The organism is Rhizobium freirei PRF 81 (assembly GCF_000359745.1).
Taxonomy (GTDB): Bacteria; Pseudomonadota; Alphaproteobacteria; order Rhizobiales; family Rhizobiaceae; genus Rhizobium; species Rhizobium freirei.
In genome coordinates, this window is record NZ_AQHN01000055.1 from 183,783 (window position 1) to 202,328 (window position 18,546).

19 protein-coding genes and 1 riboswitch are annotated in these 18,546 nt (G+C 58.3%); of the genes, 10 read left to right on the top strand and 9 right to left on the bottom strand.

Annotated elements, in window-relative coordinates:
- Positions 1–59: 59 nt before the first annotated feature.
- A complete protein-coding gene (locus RHSP_RS10495) occupies positions 60–1,631 on the bottom strand; it encodes an amino acid permease (protein WP_004116143.1) in 1,572 nt (523 codons plus the stop codon).
- Positions 1,632–1,757: 126 nt separating this feature from the next.
- Entirely contained in the window at positions 1,758–2,525 is a 768-nt protein-coding gene (locus RHSP_RS10500; RefSeq protein WP_004116144.1) for an N-formylglutamate amidohydrolase, read from the bottom strand.
- Between the two features lie 180 nt (positions 2,526–2,705).
- On the opposite strand from RHSP_RS10500, the gene RHSP_RS10505 reads away from it, so the two are divergent.
- From RHSP_RS10505 to RHSP_RS10535, 7 genes are all read left to right on the top strand, one after another.
- Positions 2,706–3,578 carry a MurR/RpiR family transcriptional regulator gene (locus tag RHSP_RS10505; protein ID WP_037151094.1) on the top strand — a complete coding sequence of 291 codons (873 nt, stop codon included), beginning with the start codon at positions 2,706–2,708 and terminating at the stop codon, positions 3,576–3,578.
- 188 nt (positions 3,579–3,766) lie between these two features.
- A complete protein-coding gene (locus RHSP_RS10510) occupies positions 3,767–4,870 on the top strand; it encodes an ABC transporter substrate-binding protein (RefSeq protein WP_004116146.1) in 1,104 nt (367 codons plus the stop codon).
- A 72-nt stretch (positions 4,871–4,942) separates the two neighbouring features.
- Complete coding sequence (locus tag RHSP_RS10515) at positions 4,943–5,836, top strand: ABC transporter permease (RefSeq protein ID WP_004116147.1); 894 nt, start codon at positions 4,943–4,945, stop codon at positions 5,834–5,836.
- Positions 5,833–6,621 (top strand): ABC transporter permease, encoded by a 789-nt coding sequence (locus RHSP_RS10520; RefSeq protein WP_037151097.1) that lies wholly within the window; start codon positions 5,833–5,835, stop codon positions 6,619–6,621. Before RHSP_RS10515 ends, RHSP_RS10520 begins: the two co-directional genes overlap by 4 nt.
- Before the next feature lie 11 nt (positions 6,622–6,632).
- Positions 6,633–7,694 carry an ABC transporter ATP-binding protein gene (locus RHSP_RS10525; RefSeq protein ID WP_004116151.1) on the top strand — a complete coding sequence of 354 codons (1,062 nt, stop codon included), beginning with the start codon at positions 6,633–6,635 and terminating at the stop codon, positions 7,692–7,694.
- Positions 7,695–7,799: 105 nt separating this feature from the next.
- Positions 7,800–7,944: riboswitch (FMN riboswitch) on the top strand.
- 87 nt (positions 7,945–8,031) lie between these two features.
- Positions 8,032–8,508, top strand: a complete 477-nt coding sequence (locus tag RHSP_RS10530; RefSeq protein ID WP_004116153.1) for a 6,7-dimethyl-8-ribityllumazine synthase — start codon at positions 8,032–8,034, stop codon at positions 8,506–8,508.
- 156 nt (positions 8,509–8,664) lie between these two features.
- The gene (locus RHSP_RS10535) at positions 8,665–9,015 is read left to right on the top strand and encodes a VOC family protein (protein WP_004116155.1); all 351 of its coding nucleotides are present in this window, start codon (positions 8,665–8,667) and stop codon (positions 9,013–9,015) included.
- 150 nt (positions 9,016–9,165) lie between these two features.
- On the opposite strand, the gene RHSP_RS10540 is transcribed toward RHSP_RS10535, so the two are convergent.
- Together RHSP_RS10540 and RHSP_RS10545 are read right to left on the bottom strand one after the other, a co-directional pair.
- Positions 9,166–9,561: a VOC family protein gene (locus tag RHSP_RS10540; protein WP_004116158.1), complete on the bottom strand. Its 396-nt coding sequence runs from the start codon at positions 9,559–9,561 to the stop codon at positions 9,166–9,168.
- Between the two features lie 96 nt (positions 9,562–9,657).
- Positions 9,658–10,083 (bottom strand): tautomerase family protein, encoded by a 426-nt coding sequence (locus RHSP_RS10545; RefSeq protein WP_004116161.1) that lies wholly within the window; start codon positions 10,081–10,083, stop codon positions 9,658–9,660.
- Between the two features lie 121 nt (positions 10,084–10,204).
- Between RHSP_RS10545 and RHSP_RS10550 the strand changes: the two genes are divergently transcribed.
- A complete protein-coding gene (locus RHSP_RS10550; protein WP_004116164.1) occupies positions 10,205–10,816 on the top strand; it encodes a TetR/AcrR family transcriptional regulator in 612 nt (203 codons plus the stop codon).
- Between the two features lie 70 nt (positions 10,817–10,886).
- Here the strand turns inward: RHSP_RS10550 and RHSP_RS10555 are convergent, their stop codons facing one another.
- The 5 genes from RHSP_RS10555 to RHSP_RS10575 form a co-directional block, all read right to left on the bottom strand.
- A complete protein-coding gene (locus tag RHSP_RS10555; RefSeq protein ID WP_004116170.1) occupies positions 10,887–11,891 on the bottom strand; it encodes an ABC transporter ATP-binding protein in 1,005 nt (334 codons plus the stop codon).
- A gap of 12 nt (positions 11,892–11,903) precedes the next feature.
- Positions 11,904–12,965 (bottom strand): Gfo/Idh/MocA family protein, encoded by a 1,062-nt coding sequence (locus RHSP_RS10560; protein WP_420820089.1) that lies wholly within the window; start codon positions 12,963–12,965, stop codon positions 11,904–11,906.
- Positions 12,966–12,988: 23 nt separating this feature from the next.
- Positions 12,989–13,828: a carbohydrate ABC transporter permease gene (locus RHSP_RS10565; protein WP_037151100.1), complete on the bottom strand. Its 840-nt coding sequence runs from the start codon at positions 13,826–13,828 to the stop codon at positions 12,989–12,991.
- Between the two features lie 13 nt (positions 13,829–13,841).
- Positions 13,842–14,795, bottom strand: coding sequence for a carbohydrate ABC transporter permease (locus RHSP_RS10570; RefSeq protein WP_004116174.1), 954 nt, complete (start codon positions 14,793–14,795; stop codon positions 13,842–13,844).
- A gap of 198 nt (positions 14,796–14,993) precedes the next feature.
- The gene (locus tag RHSP_RS10575) at positions 14,994–16,253 is read right to left on the bottom strand and encodes an ABC transporter substrate-binding protein (RefSeq protein ID WP_037151103.1); all 1,260 of its coding nucleotides are present in this window, start codon (positions 16,251–16,253) and stop codon (positions 14,994–14,996) included.
- Between the two features lie 542 nt (positions 16,254–16,795).
- Between RHSP_RS10575 and RHSP_RS10580 the strand changes: the two genes are divergently transcribed.
- Together RHSP_RS10580 and RHSP_RS10585 are read left to right on the top strand one after the other, a co-directional pair.
- Complete coding sequence (locus RHSP_RS10580) at positions 16,796–17,680, top strand: glucosamine kinase nucleotide-binding domain-containing protein (protein ID WP_037151106.1); 885 nt, start codon at positions 16,796–16,798, stop codon at positions 17,678–17,680.
- Positions 17,677–18,441 carry a GntR family transcriptional regulator gene (locus tag RHSP_RS10585; RefSeq protein ID WP_004116184.1) on the top strand — a complete coding sequence of 255 codons (765 nt, stop codon included), beginning with the start codon at positions 17,677–17,679 and terminating at the stop codon, positions 18,439–18,441. The genes RHSP_RS10580 and RHSP_RS10585 overlap by 4 nt, the downstream gene beginning before the upstream one ends.
- Positions 18,442–18,546: the final 105 nt, after the last annotated feature.

Genomic DNA, 18,546 nt, shown 5'->3' on the forward strand with positions numbered 1-18,546 from the left:
CATGTCAGGTTGGAAGGGGCCGCAGCAACGGCCCCCGCCGGATTAGGGATGTGTGAGAATCACACCTCGCCGACGGCTCTTTCGGCAGCGGCAATATCGGCCTGCCGCTTGGCGATCACGTCGCCGATCGGTGGTCCCTGGAAGCGGCGATTTTCGAAGGCGAACCAAACGATCGCGGTCAGAACCAGGAAACCGATGGTGATGTAGAGCGCCCATTCGTTCGGCGGCTGCACGCCGATGATGAAGATGATCGCCATGGCGATGACCACCAGAACGGAGACCAGCTTATAGGTGCCGACGCCCATGTTCCACGGCCCCATTTTCGGCCATTTCGCAGTTCCGATCGCCTTGATGCCGAGGACGATCGGCACCGTGAAGGAGAGGAAAAGGAAGATGACGGTGCACGACACGACGATGGTGTAGGCCGAAGAGCCGGCGATCGTGACGAGCGAAGCGCCCCAGACGAACAGGACTGAAAGAACCGCGCCCGTCCAGATGGCGATGGAAGGCGTGCGGAATTTGGGGCTGACGCTGGCGAGCGATTTCGAGAACGGCAGGCCGCCGTCGCGCGAGAAAGCATAGATCATGCGCGATGCGGATGTGACGGTCGCAAGGCCACACAGCAGCTGCGAGATGAAGATCGCAACATAGAGGATATTGGCGACGACAGGGTTGGTGATGCTGTTGATCGTCCAGAAGAAGACGTTCCAGCCCTGTTTCGATGCTTCATTCATGTCCGGGATGGCCAGCAGGAAGGCCAGCAGCATGATGTAGCCGAACAATGACGACCACCAGACCGAGGAGACCATGCCGCGCGGCACCGAGCTGGATGCCTTGACGGTCTCTTCGGACGTATGCGCCGAAGCGTCATATCCCGTGATCGTGTAGATCGGCAGCAGCAGGCCGAGAGCAAAGACGTACCAGATATTGTCCATCTTCGGCCAAACCGATGCATCACCCTCCGGCGTGCCGGAGTAGTTGGTGAATGTCCAGATGCGGCTGATGTCCCAGCTCTTGACGCCGATCAGGCAGACGATGGTCAGCGCGATCGCTGCGGCAAAGATCAGATAGCCGGACATATCGGTCAGCTTGGCCGTCAGCTTGATGCCGAAATGATTGATCAGCGCCTGCAGGCCGGTGATGATAGCAACGAAGATGATCTGGTTCGCAAAACCGGCCGAAGTAGTGGTGTCGACGGCAATACCGAACCACGGGGCGATGGAGCCGCTGAAAAAGCCCCAGGTGCCGACATTGATCGCACCAAGCACGGTGATGAGGCCAAGAAGATTGAGCCAAGCCGTCAGCCAGCCGGTGAAGCGGTTGCCGAGGATCGAGCCCCAGTGATAGAGGCCGCCGGCCGTTGGATAGGCCGAGGAAATCTGTGCCATCGAGAGCGCGAAAACACCCGAGATCAGGCAGCCGAGCGGCCAGCCGATACCGATTGCAGCACCGCCAGCGCCAGATGTCGCCTGTGCGAGCGAATTGATACCGCCGGATAGAATGCAGATGATGGAGAAGGAAATGGCGAAATTCGAGAATGAACTCATGCGCCGTTCCAGTTCCTGAGCATAGCCCATGGAGTGCAGGATATGAACATCCTGCTTTTTGTCTAACTCTGTGTAATCAGACATGTCATTCCCCCTTAAGCCCGGTCGTCCGCGGGATTGCGGAGAACCATGTGTCACATGAGCCGCCGGCTTTTTGCCGTGCGGCTCGATCGCAGTTGAACTGCTCCCCGGGGTCTTTTTCTTTTATGCTCAGGCTTCCAGACTGCTCTGGAGAAGCCTTGTCAGATAGTCAGCCATGACCCCTTGGCTAACGTCATCTCCGATGAGATCGTTGCGGATCTCGATCATTACGTTGTGCAGACCGTTGGCGATCCCATGCAGCTTCAGCGTATGGGTGACACCATCTTCAGGCCCGTAAGGCTGATTGCGTTCGGTCCGATAGAATGGTGTCTGCGCTGCCCCGTCCAGCATGCGATCGGCCAGCCAATGGTCGTCGTCATGCAGAATGCCGAGCTCCACTGCCCTCGGCTTGCCGTTATAGATCGGCGTGAAACTGTGCATCGTCACGACCACGGTTTTTTGTCCGCGTGTCGCTCTCTCCTTCAGCAGAGCGCGGATGCGGTCATGAAACGGTATGTAAAGCCCCTCGGTGCGTGCCCGCCGATCCGCATCGCCCAGGCGCTGATTGCCGGGGATCGTATAGATCTCGCTCGTTTCCGGCATCGCTCCGGCGCTTTCCGGCGGCCGGTTGCAGTCATAAATCAGCCGGGAGAAGCGCTGGTAGATCAAGGTCGCATCGAGACTTGCCGAGATTTTGCTTGCAACCGCGAGTGCACCGGGATCCCAGGCGATATGGCTGGAAAGAGCTTCAGCGGAAAGCCCAAGATCACCAAAACGTTCGGGCAAAGCACGGGAAGCATGCTCGCAGATGATGAAAACCGCGCTGCTGCCGTCTGGTCTCTCGACCGCGACGCAATCGCCGTCCGCCTTGGTCAAAATGCCTTGCTGTGCAAGCATCCGGGGCGCCCCATTGCCGATTAATAAAATCTTTATAAGAAAAGAATTCTTCAGCTTTTGGCCGCTGTCAACCGGAAACTGAAATTATTTCTTCATTTGTGACATTGACTCGAAATGTGACAGCGTTGTTATATCGTTGCAGGAGATCGGCATAAGACCGTCCCGGGGAGCAAAAATCGATTGAGCAATGCGTCAAAGACAGTTTCTGACGTGATCAATGCCCGCTTCGACACGCTGACGCGGGCCGAAAAGCAGCTGGCTAAGAGCTTGCTGGACAACTATCCCGTTTCCGGGCTGGGCAGCATCACGACAGTCGCCGAGAATGCGCGCGTTTCGACGCCGACCGTCGCCCGAATGGTGCAGAAGCTCGGTTATAAGGGCTATCCCGACTTTCAGTCTCATCTCCATCAGGAGGTCGAGGCGACTATCTCCAACCCGCTGACAAAGCATGATCGTTGGGCGTCGAATGCGCCGGGCACGCATATTCTCAATCGCTTCGCAGATGCTATCATGAACAATCTGCGCCAAACGCTCGCTGATATCGACGCCGCGACATTCGATAGTGTGGCGGCCTTGCTGTCCGAGCGCAAACGCGGGCTCTATTTCGTCGGTGGCCGCATCACGGGCGCGCTTGCCGAATATTTCTTCACCCATATGCAGGTGATCCGCCCGAACACCACGCTGCTTTCCTCCAATTCCAGCACCTGGCCGCAATACGTCCTGAACATGAATCCGGGCGACCTGCTCGTGATCTTCGACATCCGACGCTACGAGCAGGAAATGGTCAATCTGGCCGCCGCCGCCCGTCGTCGCGGCGCGGAAATCATCGTCTTTACCGATCAATGGGCAACACCGGCTGCCAAGCACGCCAAGCACATCTTCCGCGTGCAAATCGAGGCTCCGTCCGCCTGGGATTCATCGGTTGTCACACTTTTCATCGTCGAGGCCCTGATCGAAGCCGTGCAGAGCTTGACCTGGGACGAGACAAGCGAACGCATGAAAACGCTAGAAGGTCTTTTCGAGCAGACAAAATTGTTCCGCAAACTGAGCTAGAGGGAAGCAAAACTACAAAATTAGGTGAGACGGAGCGGTGTGAAATGCAGCAGCTGTCACACTTAACGATTAGAAGCGAAATCAACCGCGTTTAGCGCAAACGTAGCGCCTTGGAACCGTCACACAACCTTCATGCAACGTCATTAACAGCAACGCCAGACACTGAAAACCCAAAAGGAGGAAATGCAGTGATCTCGAAAATTCACCGTCTTCTGACCATCTCTACCGCGATGCTCGTCGCTTCGTCCGCCATCGCTGCCGCAGAGCCGAGCGCCGATCTGATCGCTGCCGCCAAGAAGGAAGGCACGCTGACCACGATCGCCCTGCCCCACAACTGGTGCGGTTATGGCGATCTGATCGCCGCGTTCAAGGCAAAGTACGGTATCGAAGTCAACGAGCTGAACCCGGATGCGGGTTCGGGCGATGAGGTCGAAGCAATCCGCGCCAACAAGGGCAACACCGGCCCTCAGGCTCCGGACGTGATCGACGTCGGCCTCTCCTTCGGCCCGACCGCCAAGAAGGAAGGCCTGCTGCAGCCTTACAAGGTTTCCACCTGGGATTCGATCCCGGACAGCGCCAAGGATGCCGAAGGCTTCTGGTACGGCGACTACTACGGCGTTCTCTCCTTCGTCACCAACAAGGACGTCGTGAAGAACCCGCCGAAGGACTGGGCTGACCTCCTGAAGCCGGAATACGCCAACACCGTTTCGCTCGCTGGCGACCCGCGCACCTCGAACCAGGCCGTTCAGGCCGTTTACGCCGCTGGCCTCGCTGCCGGCGAAAAGGATGCGACCAAGGTCGGCGCTGCTGGTCTCGACTACTTCGCCAAGCTGAACAAGGCTGGTAACTTCGTTCCGGTCATCGGCAAGTCCGCTTCGCTCGCTCAGGGCGCAACCCCGATCGTCGTTGCATGGGACTACAACGGCCTGTCCTGGCGCGACAGCCTGAAGGGCAACCCGCCGGTTGACGTCACCGTTCCGGCTTCGGGCGTTATCGCCGGCGTTTACGTTCAGGCGATCTCGGCCTTCGCTCCGCACCCGAACGCTGCCAAGCTCTGGATGGAATTCCTCTATTCCGACGAAGGTCAGGTCGGCTGGTTGAAGGGCTACTGCCACCCGATCCGCTTCAACGATCTGGCGAAGAACAAGAAGATCCCGCAGGAGCTTCTCGACAAGCTGCCGCCGGCTGCCGCCTATGAAAAGGCTGTATTCCCGACGCTCGATGAACAGGCTGCCGGCAAGACCGCCATCACCACCAAGTGGGATTCCGTCGTCGGTTCGAACGTGAAGTAATTCGACCTAGCATGACCTCCCCGTTTCGACGGGGAGGTTTTCCATTTCTTGGCGCCGCGGATTGGACCAGTCATGAGCATCGTCACAACATCAACGGTCAGTTCCACTCCGATGATCAGCAAACGCATGGTCGTCGACTGGCTGGGCATAGCGCCCTTCCTAATCTTCGCGCTGCTGTTTCTGATTCTTCCGACGATCTATTTGATCGCAGGCGCCTTCCTGACGCCCGAAGGCAGTTTAACGCTGAAGAACATCGGCGATCTGTTCACCAAATCGATCTGGGATTCCTATTGGATCAGTATCAAGGTGTCGGTCGCATCTTCGCTTGGAGGCGCACTGATCGGCTTCTATCTGGCCTGGGCCCTGGTCATGGGCGGCCTGCCGCCCTGGGTACGCCATACGTTTCTGACTTTTTCCGGTGTCGCATCCAATTTCGCCGGCGTGCCGCTGGCATTCGCATTCATCGCCACGATCGGCCGCCTGGGCCTCGTCACACTGCTGATGAGAGACTGGCTCGGCTTCAATCTCTATTCGACCGGTTTCAACCTCTACAGTTTCGTCGGCCTGACCATCACCTACATGTATTTCCAGATCCCGCTGATGGTGCTGATCATCACGCCGGCGCTCGACGGCATGAAGAAGGAATGGCGGGAAGCGGCCTCCATTCTCGGAGCAACCAATGGGCAATATTGGCTCATGGTGGCGCTGCCGATCCTATGGCCGAGCCTGCTTGGAACGACCCTGCTGTTGTTTGCAAACGCTTTTGGCGCCATCGCAACCGCCATTGCCTTGACCGGCAGCTCGCTGAACATCATACCGATCCAGCTCTATGCCCAGATCCGCGGCGACGTGCTGCACAACGCCAATCTCGGCTACGCCATGGCCCTCGGCATGATCGTCATAACAGGCATATCCAACCTGATCTACATCATCATGCGCATGCGCGCAGAACGGTGGCAGAAATGAAGCTGCAAAAATTCTTTGCCTGGATCGCGGTCGTCATCGGCGCCGTCTATTTCATCGTTCCGCTCATCGGTACGCTGGAATTTTCGCTACGCATGCGCCGCGATGCCTATAGTTTCGACGCCTACGCATCGGTCTTTTCTGATAGTCAGTTCTTGTATGCGTTCGGCTATTCCATGCTCATGGCCTTGCTAACCATCATCTTCGGCATGCTGATCGTGGTGCCCACGGCCTATTGGGTCCGGCTTCGTCTGCCGCAGATACGCCCGATCGTCGAATTCATCACCCTGATGCCGCTGGTCATTCCCGCGATCGTTATCGTATTCGGCTATCTGCGCCTCTATAATTCGTCATCGATACTGCCTTTGACGGGCTTCGAGCAGACGACAAACTTCCTTCTGGTCTGCTCCTATATTGTCTTGTCCCTCCCCTATATGTATCGTTCCGTCGATACGGCGATGCGCACGATCGATGTAGGCACACTGACGGAGGCGGCCGAAAGCCTCGGCGCTAAGTGGACGACCATCATGTTCCGCTGCATTTTTCCCAATGTCATGAGCGGTGTTCTTTCCGGCGCCTTCATCACACTGGCGATCGTCATGGGCGAGTTCACGATGGCTTCGCTGCTCAATCGGCCGGCATTCGGCCCATATATGCAGCTCGTCGGCGCGAACCAGGCTTATCAGTCCTCGGCGCTGGCGATCATCGCGCTTGCCGTCACATGGCTGAGCATGGGCTTGCTCCAGCTTGCTTCCCGCTTCTCAAAATTGGCCCCGATTAAGGCGTAAGGCTTCTCACCATGGCTTTTCTCGAACTCACCCACATCAAGAAATCATTCGGCGAAGTTCAGGTCGTTCACGATTTCAATATGAAAATCGAGAAGGGAGAATTCGTCTCCTTCCTTGGACCGTCGGGCTGCGGCAAGACGACGGTACTGCGCATGATCGCCGGTTTTGAGACACCGACCGCCGGTACTTTGATGATCAACGGCAAGGATCAGCGGTCGCTGAAGCCGAACCAGCGCAACATCGGCATGGTGTTCCAGGCTTACGCGCTGTTTCCAAACATGACGGTGCACGACAACGTCGCCTTCGGCCTGAAGGTCGCGGGCATGTCGAAGCCCGACATCGAAAAGCGCGTCAAGGAGATGCTTGCTCTTATCAAGCTCGATCACCTTGCCGCCCGTTTTCCATATCAGATGTCCGGCGGCCAGCAGCAGCGCGTGGCGCTCGCCCGCGCCATCGCGGTCAAGCCGCAGGTCCTCCTGCTCGACGAGCCGCTCTCGGCGCTCGACGCCAAGATCCGCATCTCGCTGCGCGAGGAAATCCGCGCAATCCAGCAGCAGCTCGGCATCACCACGGTCTTCGTGACCCACGATCAGGAAGAAGCTCTGTCGATCTCCGACCGCATCGTCGTCATGAATGCCGGCCGCGCCGACCAGATCGGCACGCCCTTCGAAATCTACAATACCCCGGCCACCCGCTTCGTAGCCTCCTTCGTCGGAACGCTGAACCTCATCGAGGGCAAGGTCATCGATCCCAACAGCAACCGCATCATGATCGGCGATCAGGGCGTGACCCTGAAGCAATCAGTCACGGCCTACAAGCCAGGCGATACCGTATCGCTCGCCCTGCGTCCGGAAGCCGGCTCGCTGGCGGAATCGGCCAAGGGCGACACGGCGCTGACGGGCGAGGTTTCCTCGGCCCACTTCCTGGGCTCGGTCATCCGCACGCGCATGAACGTCGCCGGCAACACGATTTCCTTCGACATGTTCAACAGCCCTGGCATGATGCCCCCGAACGTCGGGGAAAAGGTGACGCTGCGGTTCGCCTCGTCCGATCTGCTGGTCATTCAGGACTGAGAACACCACCCCGAAAGGGGAATGCTTTGGAAAAATAATCGCCAACGCCGGGCCAAAAGCCTGGCGTTTTTCTTTGATTTCCCAGCGGAAATGCATTTATAGTCCACGCGTTCTCAGGGCGGGGCGAAACTCCCCACCGGCGGTATGGGATTTTCCCGAGCCCGCGAGCGCCTTTCGGTTCTCCGAAAGGGTCAGCAGATCCGGTGAGAGGCCGGAGCCGACGGTATAGTCCGGATGGAAGAGAGCACGCAGGGTCGTACCTCCTCCGCGCGAGGGGCGCCGCAATGCTGCATGTTCGCCCAAGGGATAATTGACACAACCCTTGAAAGGCAAATTCATGACCATTTCTATCTCTACCCAGCCGAGCCGCATTGCGCTTATTCGGGCCCGCTGGCACGCCGACGTCGTCGACCGTTGTGTTGATTCATTCGTTGCCGAGTGGCAGACGGCGGAGGGCGCATCGCCGATCGATATCTTCGACGTGCCCGGCGCACTGGAAATCCCGCTGCATGCGCAGACGCTGGCCCGCAACGGCCGCTACTCGGCGATCGTCGCCACCGCCTTTGTTGTCGACGGTGGCATTTATCGCCATGAGTTCGTTGCCAATACGGTTCTCGATGCGATGATGCGCGTTCAGCTCGATACCGGCGTGCCGATCCTTTCGGCAGTCCTCACGCCACATCACTTCCAGGAATCGGAAGCGCACATCCAGTTCTTCAAGGAACATTTCATCATCAAGGGCCGCGAAGCGGCGAGTGCCTGCCGACATATTCTCGCAGAGCGCGCAAAGCTGCTGCCATCTGTTACGGTCTGAGCCAGAATAATTCCAGCAAAAGTGCGAGGCGGTTTGCGTTAGGAATTGCGTGAAAACAAAGAGATGGAGCATTTCCGTGACTCCGTTTAGAACGGAAATGCTCTAGCTGGCGGAGGCGGCGAAAGTCCGCCTCCATCTCACAAGGGAGAACCGTCGTTGACCGTCCTGCGCATAATCCCAAACCTTGCCGCCGCCGATCCTGCTACCGCCCGACTGTTCTACCACGACCTGCTCGGCCTCAATATCGTCATGGACCATGGCTGGATCCTCACCTTTGCCTCCGAGGCGGCGACGGTGCCGCAGATCAGCGTCGCCAGCGAAGGCGGCTCGGGGACTATCGTTCCTGATCTTTCGATTGAGGTCGATGATGTCGACACGCTCTATCAGCGCGCCGCATCTATGGGTTTCAGCATATTATACGACCTCACCGACGAGCCCTGGGGCGTTCGCCGTTTTTACGTTCGCGACCCTTTCGGCAAGGTCGTCAACATCCTGTCCCATCGCTAAAGCAGAGTACGCGGCGCAGCGCCGTTGCAAAGCGGCGCAAAGCTCCCTTAATCCAACTATCGCAGATCGACATTGAAGAGGGTGCGCCATGAATTCGTCCGGACGACCGAATATATGGAGCCACCATTTACCCTCGCCATAAGTGAGGTTCTATTGCTTGCAGTCGATCATCCATTGCACGCCATACCGATCCGTCAGTTTGCCGTAGTAGCTGCCCCATGGCTGTAGGCCAAGCGGCGTCGTCACCGTCGCGCCATCAGCCAACAGGGCAAAAATCCTGTCGGTGCTGGCGCGGTCGTCTATGACGAGGATGTGAGCAGACCCGCGCATCGGCTCGGCATCATGATTGTCGGACGCGAAGAATAACACGCCTGGCCCCTCGAAACGCGCATGCATCACCCTGCCCCGCAGGGACTCGTCAGCAATGCTCATTCCATTCGCACCGTGCCGGACCAACAGCGTAACCTGGCCGAGCCCGCAGGCAGTATAGAAGGCAAGCGCTTCCTCACAATGCGTTGTAAAAAATAGATAATTGGCGAGTTGCACGTCCTGCCTCCCTGTTGCTGTCGGACGATAGCGGCCTAAGTCTGCCCGTCCGTCATTGATGTTAATTCTACCGCCTGAGCGACGTTGAACCTCTGCTTAGGACATTGCAGCGTTCTGAATGGCCCCAACCAGATCTACATTGCTGTAACTCTGGCCTGCAATGCCCCAAGCTCCCTCCGGCGCGTAGACGATGTTCGACCAGATATGCTCGCGTTTGATGCGGCCCTCGGCTGCCCGCTCGACGACATCGGTCGCCTTTTCGATGAAGGCGCGCTTGGCCTCAGCGGTCGCAAGTGCGATCTCGGGCAGCTTGAGTTCGACAAAGGCCGCGGCAACGGGCTTGCCCGCAGCCAGCACATGGTCGACGGGAAGCACGTTGATCGTGCCGATGACATTTGCCGTCATGAAGGTATTTCCGGTCAAGCCGGCAACATCGAGGACTGCATCGGTCAAGCCGGCAAATGCCTGCGCCTGCGCTTGAGACGAAAGCAGTCCTTCGGATACGGTGAGCGTAATGGGCATTGGAACATCTCCTTGTTGGACCTGTGCCGGCAATTGATATATACCGATCACTCTTTAACGATACACACCGATCACTCTCTATGCAAGAGATAAAGAGCGATCTCTCTTAATGGAGGCCGCAATGCGGTATAGCGCCGAACATAAGCAAGAGACCCGGTCGCGGGTCATCGCGGCTGCCGGGCAGGTATTTCGAAAGGAAGGCTACGGCGGTGCGGGCATCGACGCCTTGACGAAAGCGGCCGGGGTTACCAACGGCGCTTTCTACGGACACTTCAAGTCCAAGGTCGAAGCATTCCGCACGGCCGTTGTGGAGGGTTTGGAGGAACTGCGTCAGGCGGTTTTAACACTCAGGGAAAACCAGGCGAAAGACTGGCTGCAAACCTTTGCCAGCTACTATCTCGGCTACAAACGGACTTGCGATCTCGGCGACAGCTGCACGCTGCCGAGCCTTTCCCCGGATGTCATGCGCGCCGACGAGGAAACGCGCGATGCCTATACGGCAGTGTTGAGGAAACTCATTGCGGATGTTGCGGCCGGTCTGCAGGAGGCTTCGAAAGCAGACGCAAACGAGACAACGGCGGAGGATCGCGCCATCATTCTCCTCGCAACGCTCAGCGGCGGCGTCACTCTTGCTCGCGCCGTTTCCGACCCCGCTCTTTCCAGCCACATCGCCCAGGTCATAGAACGGGCGGCGCTGGCAACAGGCAATCCCTCGAATCCGCAAGGCGGATGATCGATCGCTGGGATTCTTCAGCCAGAAACAGCCGAGGCAAAGCTTCCCACTTCGCCTCGGATAGACCAAATTACGCCCGGATCGCTTGGTCATTCGCATCGAAGCGATGCATGTGGCTTCTGTCCGGCGTCGCGTAAACGATCTGGTCCGGCTCGTATTTGTGCTCGCCGAAGAGACGCACGGTCAGGAGGCCGGTGGTCTCGGATTCGAGATAGATGATCGTGTCGGCGCCGAGATGCTCGACGTGGATGACCTTGGCGGCCCAAGAGCCCTGATCGGGCGACAGAGTAATATGCTCGGGGCGGATGCCGACAGTCTTGGCGCCGCTTTCGCCCAGCCGCTCGGCCGGAATGAAATTCATCTGCGGCGAGCCGATGAAGCCGGCAACGAAGATGTTGGCCGGGCGATTGTAGAGTTCCATCGGCGAGCCGATCTGCTCGATCGCGCCGGCATTGAGCACCACGATCTTGTCGGCAAGCGTCATCGCCTCGACCTGATCGTGGGTAACATAGATCATGGTTGCCTTGAGGCTGCGATGCAGGCGGGCGATTTCGAGGCGTGTCTGTACGCGCAGGGCCGCATCGAGGTTCGACAGCGGCTCGTCGAAAAGGAAAAGTTCCGGTTCGCGCACGATAGCGCGGCCGATGGCGACACGCTGGCGCTGACCGCCGGAAAGTTCGGCCGGCCGGCGGGCGAGATATGGTGCGAGCGACAGCATGCCGGAAGCTTTCTCGACGCGGCTGTCGATCTCGGCCTTCGGAGTGCCTGCCTGCTTGAGGCCAAGCCCCATATTGTCCTTGACAGTCAGATGCGGGTAGAGCGCATAGGACTGGAAGACCATCGAGATGCCCCGCTTTGCCGGCGGCGTCACGGTGACATCCTGCCCGTTGATCAGCACGGCGCCCGAAGTCACGTCTTCGAGGCCGGCGATGCTGCGCAGAAGGGTCGACTTGCCGCAGCCGGAAGGACCGACGAAGATGACGAACTCACCGTCCTTCACTTCGAGGTCGATGCCCTTCAGTACATCATGGATACCGTAGGCCTTGCGGATGGATTTCAGTTGAAGCGATCCCACAGTCTTTTGTCCTTATAGATAAACAGGCTTGCCGGTGCGCACGCTTTCATCGGCGGCGAGGCAGATTCGAAGAGAGTTGAGAGCGTCGTCCATGTGGCGGGTGAGGTCCAAATCCTCACGGATGGCCTTCAGCATGAAGGCCTGCTCCGCCTCGCAAAGTTCCTGGTGACCAGGTTCGCCCGTCATGTTGATGATCTCATCCGGATATGCTAGCCGGCCGGTCGCTTTGTCGATATCAGCGCGATGAACGCGGATCGTCGAGGTCTTCGTGTGAGCATCGACGTCATCCGACTTCGTATTCGGATCAACGACAATCGAGACTGCCCCGTTTGGCGACATCACATCCTTCACGAAGAAGGCCGTCTCCGAAATCATCGGCCCCCAGCCAGCCTCATACCAGCCGACCGAACCGTCGTCGTAGATCACCTGCAGATGGCCGTAATTATACATATCCGGCTTGATCTCCTGCGATAGCCGCAGCCCCATGCCGCGCACTTCGACGGGCTTGGCATCGGTGATCTGGCACATCACGTCGACATAATGCACGCCGCAATCGACGATCGGCGAAGTCGTGCGCATCAATGACTTGTGTGTTTCCCAAGTGGGGCCGCTGGATTGCTGATTGAGGTTCATGCGGAACACATAGGGGCCGCCGAGCTTGCGCGCTTCCTCAATCAGTCTCACCCAGGATGGATGATGGCGAAGGATGTAGCCGATCACCAGCTTCCGCCCAGCCTTCTTCGCGGCAGCAACGATACGCTGCGCATCTTCCATAGTTCCTGCCAGCGGCTTTTCGATAAAGACGTCACAACCTGCCTCGAGCGCCATCACAGCGTAATCGGCATGGCTTTCCGTATAAGTGCAAATCGAACAAAGATCCGGTTTCAGCTCGGCAAGGGCTTTGGCAAAGTCAGGCCGGATCTCGTAGATATGCAGTGCCGGATCCAGTGTTGGCGCCGTCCGGTTCACCAGACCGACAATTTCGAAGCCCGGATTGCGGTGATACGCGAGAGCGTGGCTTCGGCCCATATTGCCGAGCCCGGCGACGAGCACACGAACTGGCTTGTTCACCATATTGATATCTGCTTGTTCGGGGTTCACTTGACTGCTCCGGAGGTAATGCCGCGAATGAGTTGACGCGAAAACAAGACATAGAGGATGAGGATCGGCAGGATGGCCAGCGTCAGCGCCGCCAGCACAGCGTTCCAGTTGGTGACGAACTGGCCGATGAAGATCTGCGAGCCTAGCGTCACCGTCTTGGTCGCTTCGCTTGGTGCCAGGATCAGCGGGAACCACAGGTCGTTCCAGATCGGGATCATGGTGAAGACCGCGACCGTTGCCATTGCCGGACGAACGAGTGGCAGAACGAGGCGGAAGAAGATGGCGTATTCACTGAGGCCATCGATCCGGCCGGCGTTCTTCAGGTCACCGGATACGGTCCGCATGAACTCCGAGAGAATGAAGATCGCCAGCGGCAGGCCCTGCGCGGTATAGACGAGGATCAGCGCCGTCAGCGTGTTGACAAGGCCAGCGGCGACCATGCCCTGCAGGATCGCGACCGTGCCGAGGCGGATCGGGATCATGATGCCGATCGCCAGATAGAGCCCCATCATGGTATTGCCGCGGAAGCGATATTCCGACAGCGCGAAGGCCGCCATCGCCCCGAACAGCAGCGTGAAAATAATCGAGACGATCGTCACGATGAAGCTGTTCTGGAAATAGGTCAGGAAATCCCCCTGCTTCAGAACGGTGTCATAACCGATCGTGCTGAAAGAGGATGGCGTCGGAACGGTCAAGGGCGCACGGAAGATCGATGCGCGATCCTTGAAGGAGTTGATGACCGTCAGGAACACCGGGAAAATGGCGACAAGCGTATAGGCGATGAGCGCCAGATGCACGAGGCCGGTACGGACAACGGAAGTGCGTGCCTTCGACATGGATCGCCGCTCCTCAGAATTGGTAACGGCGAATGCGCCGCTGTACGATGAAAAGATAGAAGGAAACCCCGGCGAGGATGATGAGGAACATCACCGTCGCGATCGTCGCACCCATCGAGCGGTCGCCCAGCTGCAGCTGGAAGCCGAAGAACACGCGATAGAGCAACGTGCCGAGAATATCGGTCGAGCCATCAGGTCCCGCCAGGGCGCCCTGCACGGTATAGACGAGGTCGAACGCGTTGAAGTTGCCGACGAAGGTCAGGATCGAGATGATGCCGATCGCAGGAAGCACCAGCGGCAGCTTGATCTTCCAGAACTGGCTCCAGCCGGTAATGCCGTCACATTCGGCGGCTTCGATGACCTCTTCGGGAATGTTGAGCAGGGCGGCATAGATCAGCATCATCGGAATGCCGACATATTGCCAGACGGAGATAAGGGCGACGGCGATCAAAGCCGTGCTTGGCTTGCCGAGCCAGGGCGCGAAAAACGACTTGAGGCCGATCACACTCAAGAGCTCGGGCGCGACGCCCCAAAGCGGCGAGAGGATCAGCTTCCAGATGAAGCCGACGACCACGAAGGACAGCAATGTCGGCAGGAAAATGGCCGTGCGATAGAAGGCGACGAAGCGCAGCTTCGGCAGAGACAGAAGTGCTGCCAGCGCGACACCGATCGGATTCTGCACGCACATATGAATGACGAAGAAGATCAGGTTGTTGCGCAGCGCATTCCAGAAATCATGCGCCCAGCGCTCGTCGCCGAACAGCACTTTGAAATTGTTCAGGCCGACGAAGACGGGCTGATTGTCGACGACGTTATAAAGCGACAGTCGCAAGGTCTCGATGAGCGGCAGGATCATGATCGCCGTATAGACGACGAAGGCCGGGAAAAGAAAAACGAGGATGTGCCAACGTTTGGGGTGCCTGATCGGCGTGACCTCAAGGGCATCTGATGTCGCAGCGTCGCTCATGGCTTTCTGCCTGTTCTTGTTGGCTGACCGGTGAGACGGCAGCGCTAAGGTTCAAATCCACCCGTTGTCCCGGGCGTGCGGCCGGATCGAAAAGACACCGGGCGTGTCGCAATGCCATAGCGATATGATCGCCAGAGCGATGGTCGATGATGAGAAAAGGGCGGGGAGCCAGAAGCCCCTCGCCCCTTTACGCGATGATCACTTGGCCGGCTTGTACCAGCTGTCGAGACCCTTCTGGAGCTTCTCGGCAGCCTGTGCCGGCGTATCCGTGCCGTTGATGACGTTGGCGGATTCGGTCCAGGTTGCGTTTTCCAGGTTCGGCGTGCCGCGCGACAGGATCTGATAGGTGGAGCGAACGGTCGACTTGTGGTCGTTGCGCCAGGAAACGAACGCCTGGGCAAGCGGATCGCTCATCTTTACCGGATGCGAGTTCAAGCTGAAGAAGCCCGGCAGCGCATTGGCGTAGATGGTGGCGAACTCGTCGGAAGCAACCCAGCTCAGGAACTTCTTGGCTTCTTCCTGATGCGTGCTCTTCGCATTGAGGCCAACGCCGATATCCGGATGGTCGGAGATGTAAGCCGTGTCGCCAGCCTTTGCGATCGGCGGCGGGAAGGCGCCCATCTTGAACTGAGCCTGCGTGTTGAACAGGCCGATTTCCCAGGAACCGGACGGATAGATCGCAGCCTTGCCGAGCGTGAAGAGGTTCTGGCTGTCAGAGTAGCTCTGCGCCTCGAACCCGTCGCCGAGATAGGGCTTCCACTTGACCAGTTCCTTGTAAGGATCGACCCATGCGGCGTCGGTCAGCTTTTCCTTACCCGATATCAGAGCCTTGCGGCCGTCTTCACCCTTCCAGTAGTTCGGACCGATGTTCTGGTAGCCCATGGTTGCGGCTTCCCAGAGATCCTTCGTGCCCATCGCCATCGGGATGTAGGTGCCATCGGCCTTGATCTTGTCGAGAACCGCAAAGAACTCGTCGCGCGTTGTCGGAACCTTGAGGCCGAGCTTGTCGAAGGCGTCCTTGTTGTAGATGAAGCCGTGGATGACCGAGGCCATCGGCACGCAGAAGGTCGACTTGCCGTCATCGGTCGACCAGGCGGCCTTGGCGACGGCAGAGAAGTTATCCATCCCCTTCAGGCTCGTCAGATCGGCAAGACGCTTCTTGTTGAAAAGATCGAGCGAGGCATCGAACGGACGGCAGGTGATGATGTCACCGGCGGAGCCGGCATCAAGCTTGGCGTTCAGCGATGCGTTGTATTCGGTCGGCGCAGTCGGCGAGAAGACGATCTTGATGCCCGGGTTCTTCGCTTCGAAAGCCGGGATGATCTTTTCCTGCCAGATCTGCAGGTCGTCGTTACGCCAGCTTTCAATGGTCAGCGTCACATCGGCTGCATGCGCCAGGCTGACGGAGGTCAGCAGGCTCGATGCGAGAAGCAAGCCTTTCAGAACATTGGTTTTCATTTCCCTCTCCTGTTTTCCGCGCCCATAGCAAGGCGCTGTTCTCGATCTGAAAATCCGCTGGCCTGTCCGAAGGAACGGTCAGCGCTCCATAGAGATCGCCAATTCTGCCGACCTCCCAAGCATGGGACCTCTGGGGCGAATTGCCCGATTGGCCCGATCAACGTCTGCCTGCCGCTGGAAAGCGGAGGCATTGCAAGAACCATGCGTGAAATTCATGACGAGCGCCGAAACGCGGATCCTCATCCAGTAGCTTCCAACAACAACGAGATGCGCACTTAGTCGCTTCGTCTACCGCTCGTTGTTATTCTGCCGGCCTTGCCGATGTCTATTCGCACTGTTCCCTTGAAGTGAATTAAGGCCAAAAAAATACCAATTGTCCAGCCGATTTTAACATTCGGCAGAAAAAAGAAAGGACAAAAAATTTTTATATAAATATTTCAAATAGATAGAATGAAGAAAAAATGGACGCCTTGGCTATTGGTAAATGGTATTTTTTTGGTATTGTATGATAAAACGGGGAACAGGCGGCATCCGGAGGCATGATGGGACAGCTTGCAATAGGCATCGACGGCGGCGGAACGAACTGCCGTGCGGCCGTGATCGACCAAACGGGGCAGATTCTCGGCACAGGCAAAGCCGGCGCCGCGAACATTCTCTCCGACCTGGAAAACTCTCTGATCAACATCGTCGAGTCGGCACGGCAGGCGTTGGCAACAGCGGGGTTCGACCCGGAGCTTGCTCGTCAACTGCCGGCAGTCATCGGCACGGCAGGCGCCAATGTCGGCAACTATGGCAAACGGGTGGAAGGTGCCCTTCCCTTCGCTAGCTCCCGCGTGGTGACAGATGCCACGATCGCGCTTCAGGGTGCGCTCGGCGATGCCGATGGGATCATCGGCGCCTTCGGCACCGGTTCCGTCTACAATGCGCGTCGTGACGGCAAGATCTGGGGCATCGGCGGTTGGGGGTTTGTGATCGGCGATCAGGCGAGCGGCGCCCGCCTCGGCCGCGACCTGCTCGAACGGGCCGTTCTCGCCTTTGATCGGGTCACGGCAGCCTCACCGCTGACGGATGCCGTCATGGCCGAATACGGAAATGATCCGGAGCGGGTCGTCGAGTTTGCCCACGCATCCAAGCCAAAGGATTTTGCGCGCTATTCGCCGATCGTCTTCGAATATGCCGCAATGAACGATGTCGTCGCCTTGGATATCGTCAAGACGGCGGCAAAGGCCATAACCGAAAGCCTCGACGCGCTGCTCTGGCCCGAATGCCCTTCGATCTGCCTTCTCGGCGGCCTTGCCCAAGCCTACCGCCCCTGGCTCGATACGCGCCATAAAACGCTTCTCGCCGAACCGAGGGGTGACGTGCTACGCGGAGCAATTGATCTGGCGGTAAAACTACTGCGGGATGGGGAAGGAAACCGGGCATGACCGAGGATTTAAGTGCCATCTTCTCGCCGGAACGCCTGTCAGGCGGCGGCACCGGCCCGCTCTATGTCAAGCTGCGCCGTACGCTCGAAGATGCCGTAAAGGTCGGGAGACTGAAACATGGCGACGCACTGCCGCCCGAGCGCGATATCGCCGAGTTCGCCGCCGTCAGCCGCGTCACCGTGCGCAAGGCGATCGACGATCTCGTCGCCGAAGGCATTCTGGTGCGCCGTCACGGATCCGGCACCTTCGTCGCAAAGCCGGTTTCCAAAGTGGAACAGCGCCTATCGCAGCTCACCTCGTTCACCGAGGATATGGCGCGGCGCGGCATGACCGCGCGTTCGGAATGGCTGCACAAGGGCATCCATACGCCATCCCCCGACGAGATGATGATCCTTGGTCTTGCCGCCGATACCAAGGTATCGCGGCTGAGCCGCCTGCGCATCGCCGACGATCAGCCGCTCGCGATCGAGCATGCCAGCGTCTCCGGTGAATTCCTGCCGGATCCATCGGTCGTAACGACATCGCTCTATGCCGAACTGGAGAAGCAGCAGGTTCGTCCGGTGCGCGCAGTGCAGCGCATATCGGCGACGAATATGAAGGAAGCGGATGCGGGGCTGCTTGGCGTTCCCGTGGGGGCGGCAGGCCTGTCGATCGAGCGTATTTCCTATCTCGGCTCAGGCCGAGCCGTGGAATTCACCAGGTCGCTCTATCGGGGAGACGCTTATGATTTCGTCGCGGAATTGACGATCGGCGCCACCTAATTTTACTTCTGCGCAAGCAGAAGGTTTTCATTTGCAATCAAATGCCTAAGGCCGCGATCTGAATCAGATTGCGGCCTTAGCGGAATGCAGAATAAGCCTGTAATC

Coding starts and splice junctions, on each gene's coding strand:
- RHSP_RS10570 (WP_004116174.1), bottom strand. CDS start 14,795: ATGAGCGACGCTGCGACATCAGATGCCCTTGAGGTCACGCCGATCAGG.
- RHSP_RS10515 (WP_004116147.1), top strand. CDS start 4,943: ATGAGCATCGTCACAACATCAACGGTCAGTTCCACTCCGATGATCAGC.
- RHSP_RS10520 (WP_037151097.1), top strand. CDS start 5,833: ATGAAGCTGCAAAAATTCTTTGCCTGGATCGCGGTCGTCATCGGCGCC.
- RHSP_RS10585 (WP_004116184.1), top strand. CDS start 17,677: ATGACCGAGGATTTAAGTGCCATCTTCTCGCCGGAACGCCTGTCAGGC.
- RHSP_RS10545 (WP_004116161.1), bottom strand. CDS start 10,083: ATGCCCATTACGCTCACCGTATCCGAAGGACTGCTTTCGTCTCAAGCG.
- RHSP_RS10550 (WP_004116164.1), top strand. CDS start 10,205: ATGCGGTATAGCGCCGAACATAAGCAAGAGACCCGGTCGCGGGTCATC.
- RHSP_RS10495 (WP_004116143.1), bottom strand. CDS start 1,631: ATGTCTGATTACACAGAGTTAGACAAAAAGCAGGATGTTCATATCCTG.
- RHSP_RS10575 (WP_037151103.1), bottom strand. CDS start 16,253: ATGAAAACCAATGTTCTGAAAGGCTTGCTTCTCGCATCGAGCCTGCTG.
- RHSP_RS10560 (WP_420820089.1), bottom strand. CDS start 12,965: ATGGTGAACAAGCCAGTTCGTGTGCTCGTCGCCGGGCTCGGCAATATG.
- RHSP_RS10530 (WP_004116153.1), top strand. CDS start 8,032: ATGACCATTTCTATCTCTACCCAGCCGAGCCGCATTGCGCTTATTCGG.
- RHSP_RS10500 (WP_004116144.1), bottom strand. CDS start 2,525: ATGCTTGCACAGCAAGGCATTTTGACCAAGGCGGACGGCGATTGCGTC.
- RHSP_RS10565 (WP_037151100.1), bottom strand. CDS start 13,828: ATGTCGAAGGCACGCACTTCCGTTGTCCGTACCGGCCTCGTGCATCTG.
- RHSP_RS10580 (WP_037151106.1), top strand. CDS start 16,796: ATGGGACAGCTTGCAATAGGCATCGACGGCGGCGGAACGAACTGCCGT.
- RHSP_RS10525 (WP_004116151.1), top strand. CDS start 6,633: ATGGCTTTTCTCGAACTCACCCACATCAAGAAATCATTCGGCGAAGTT.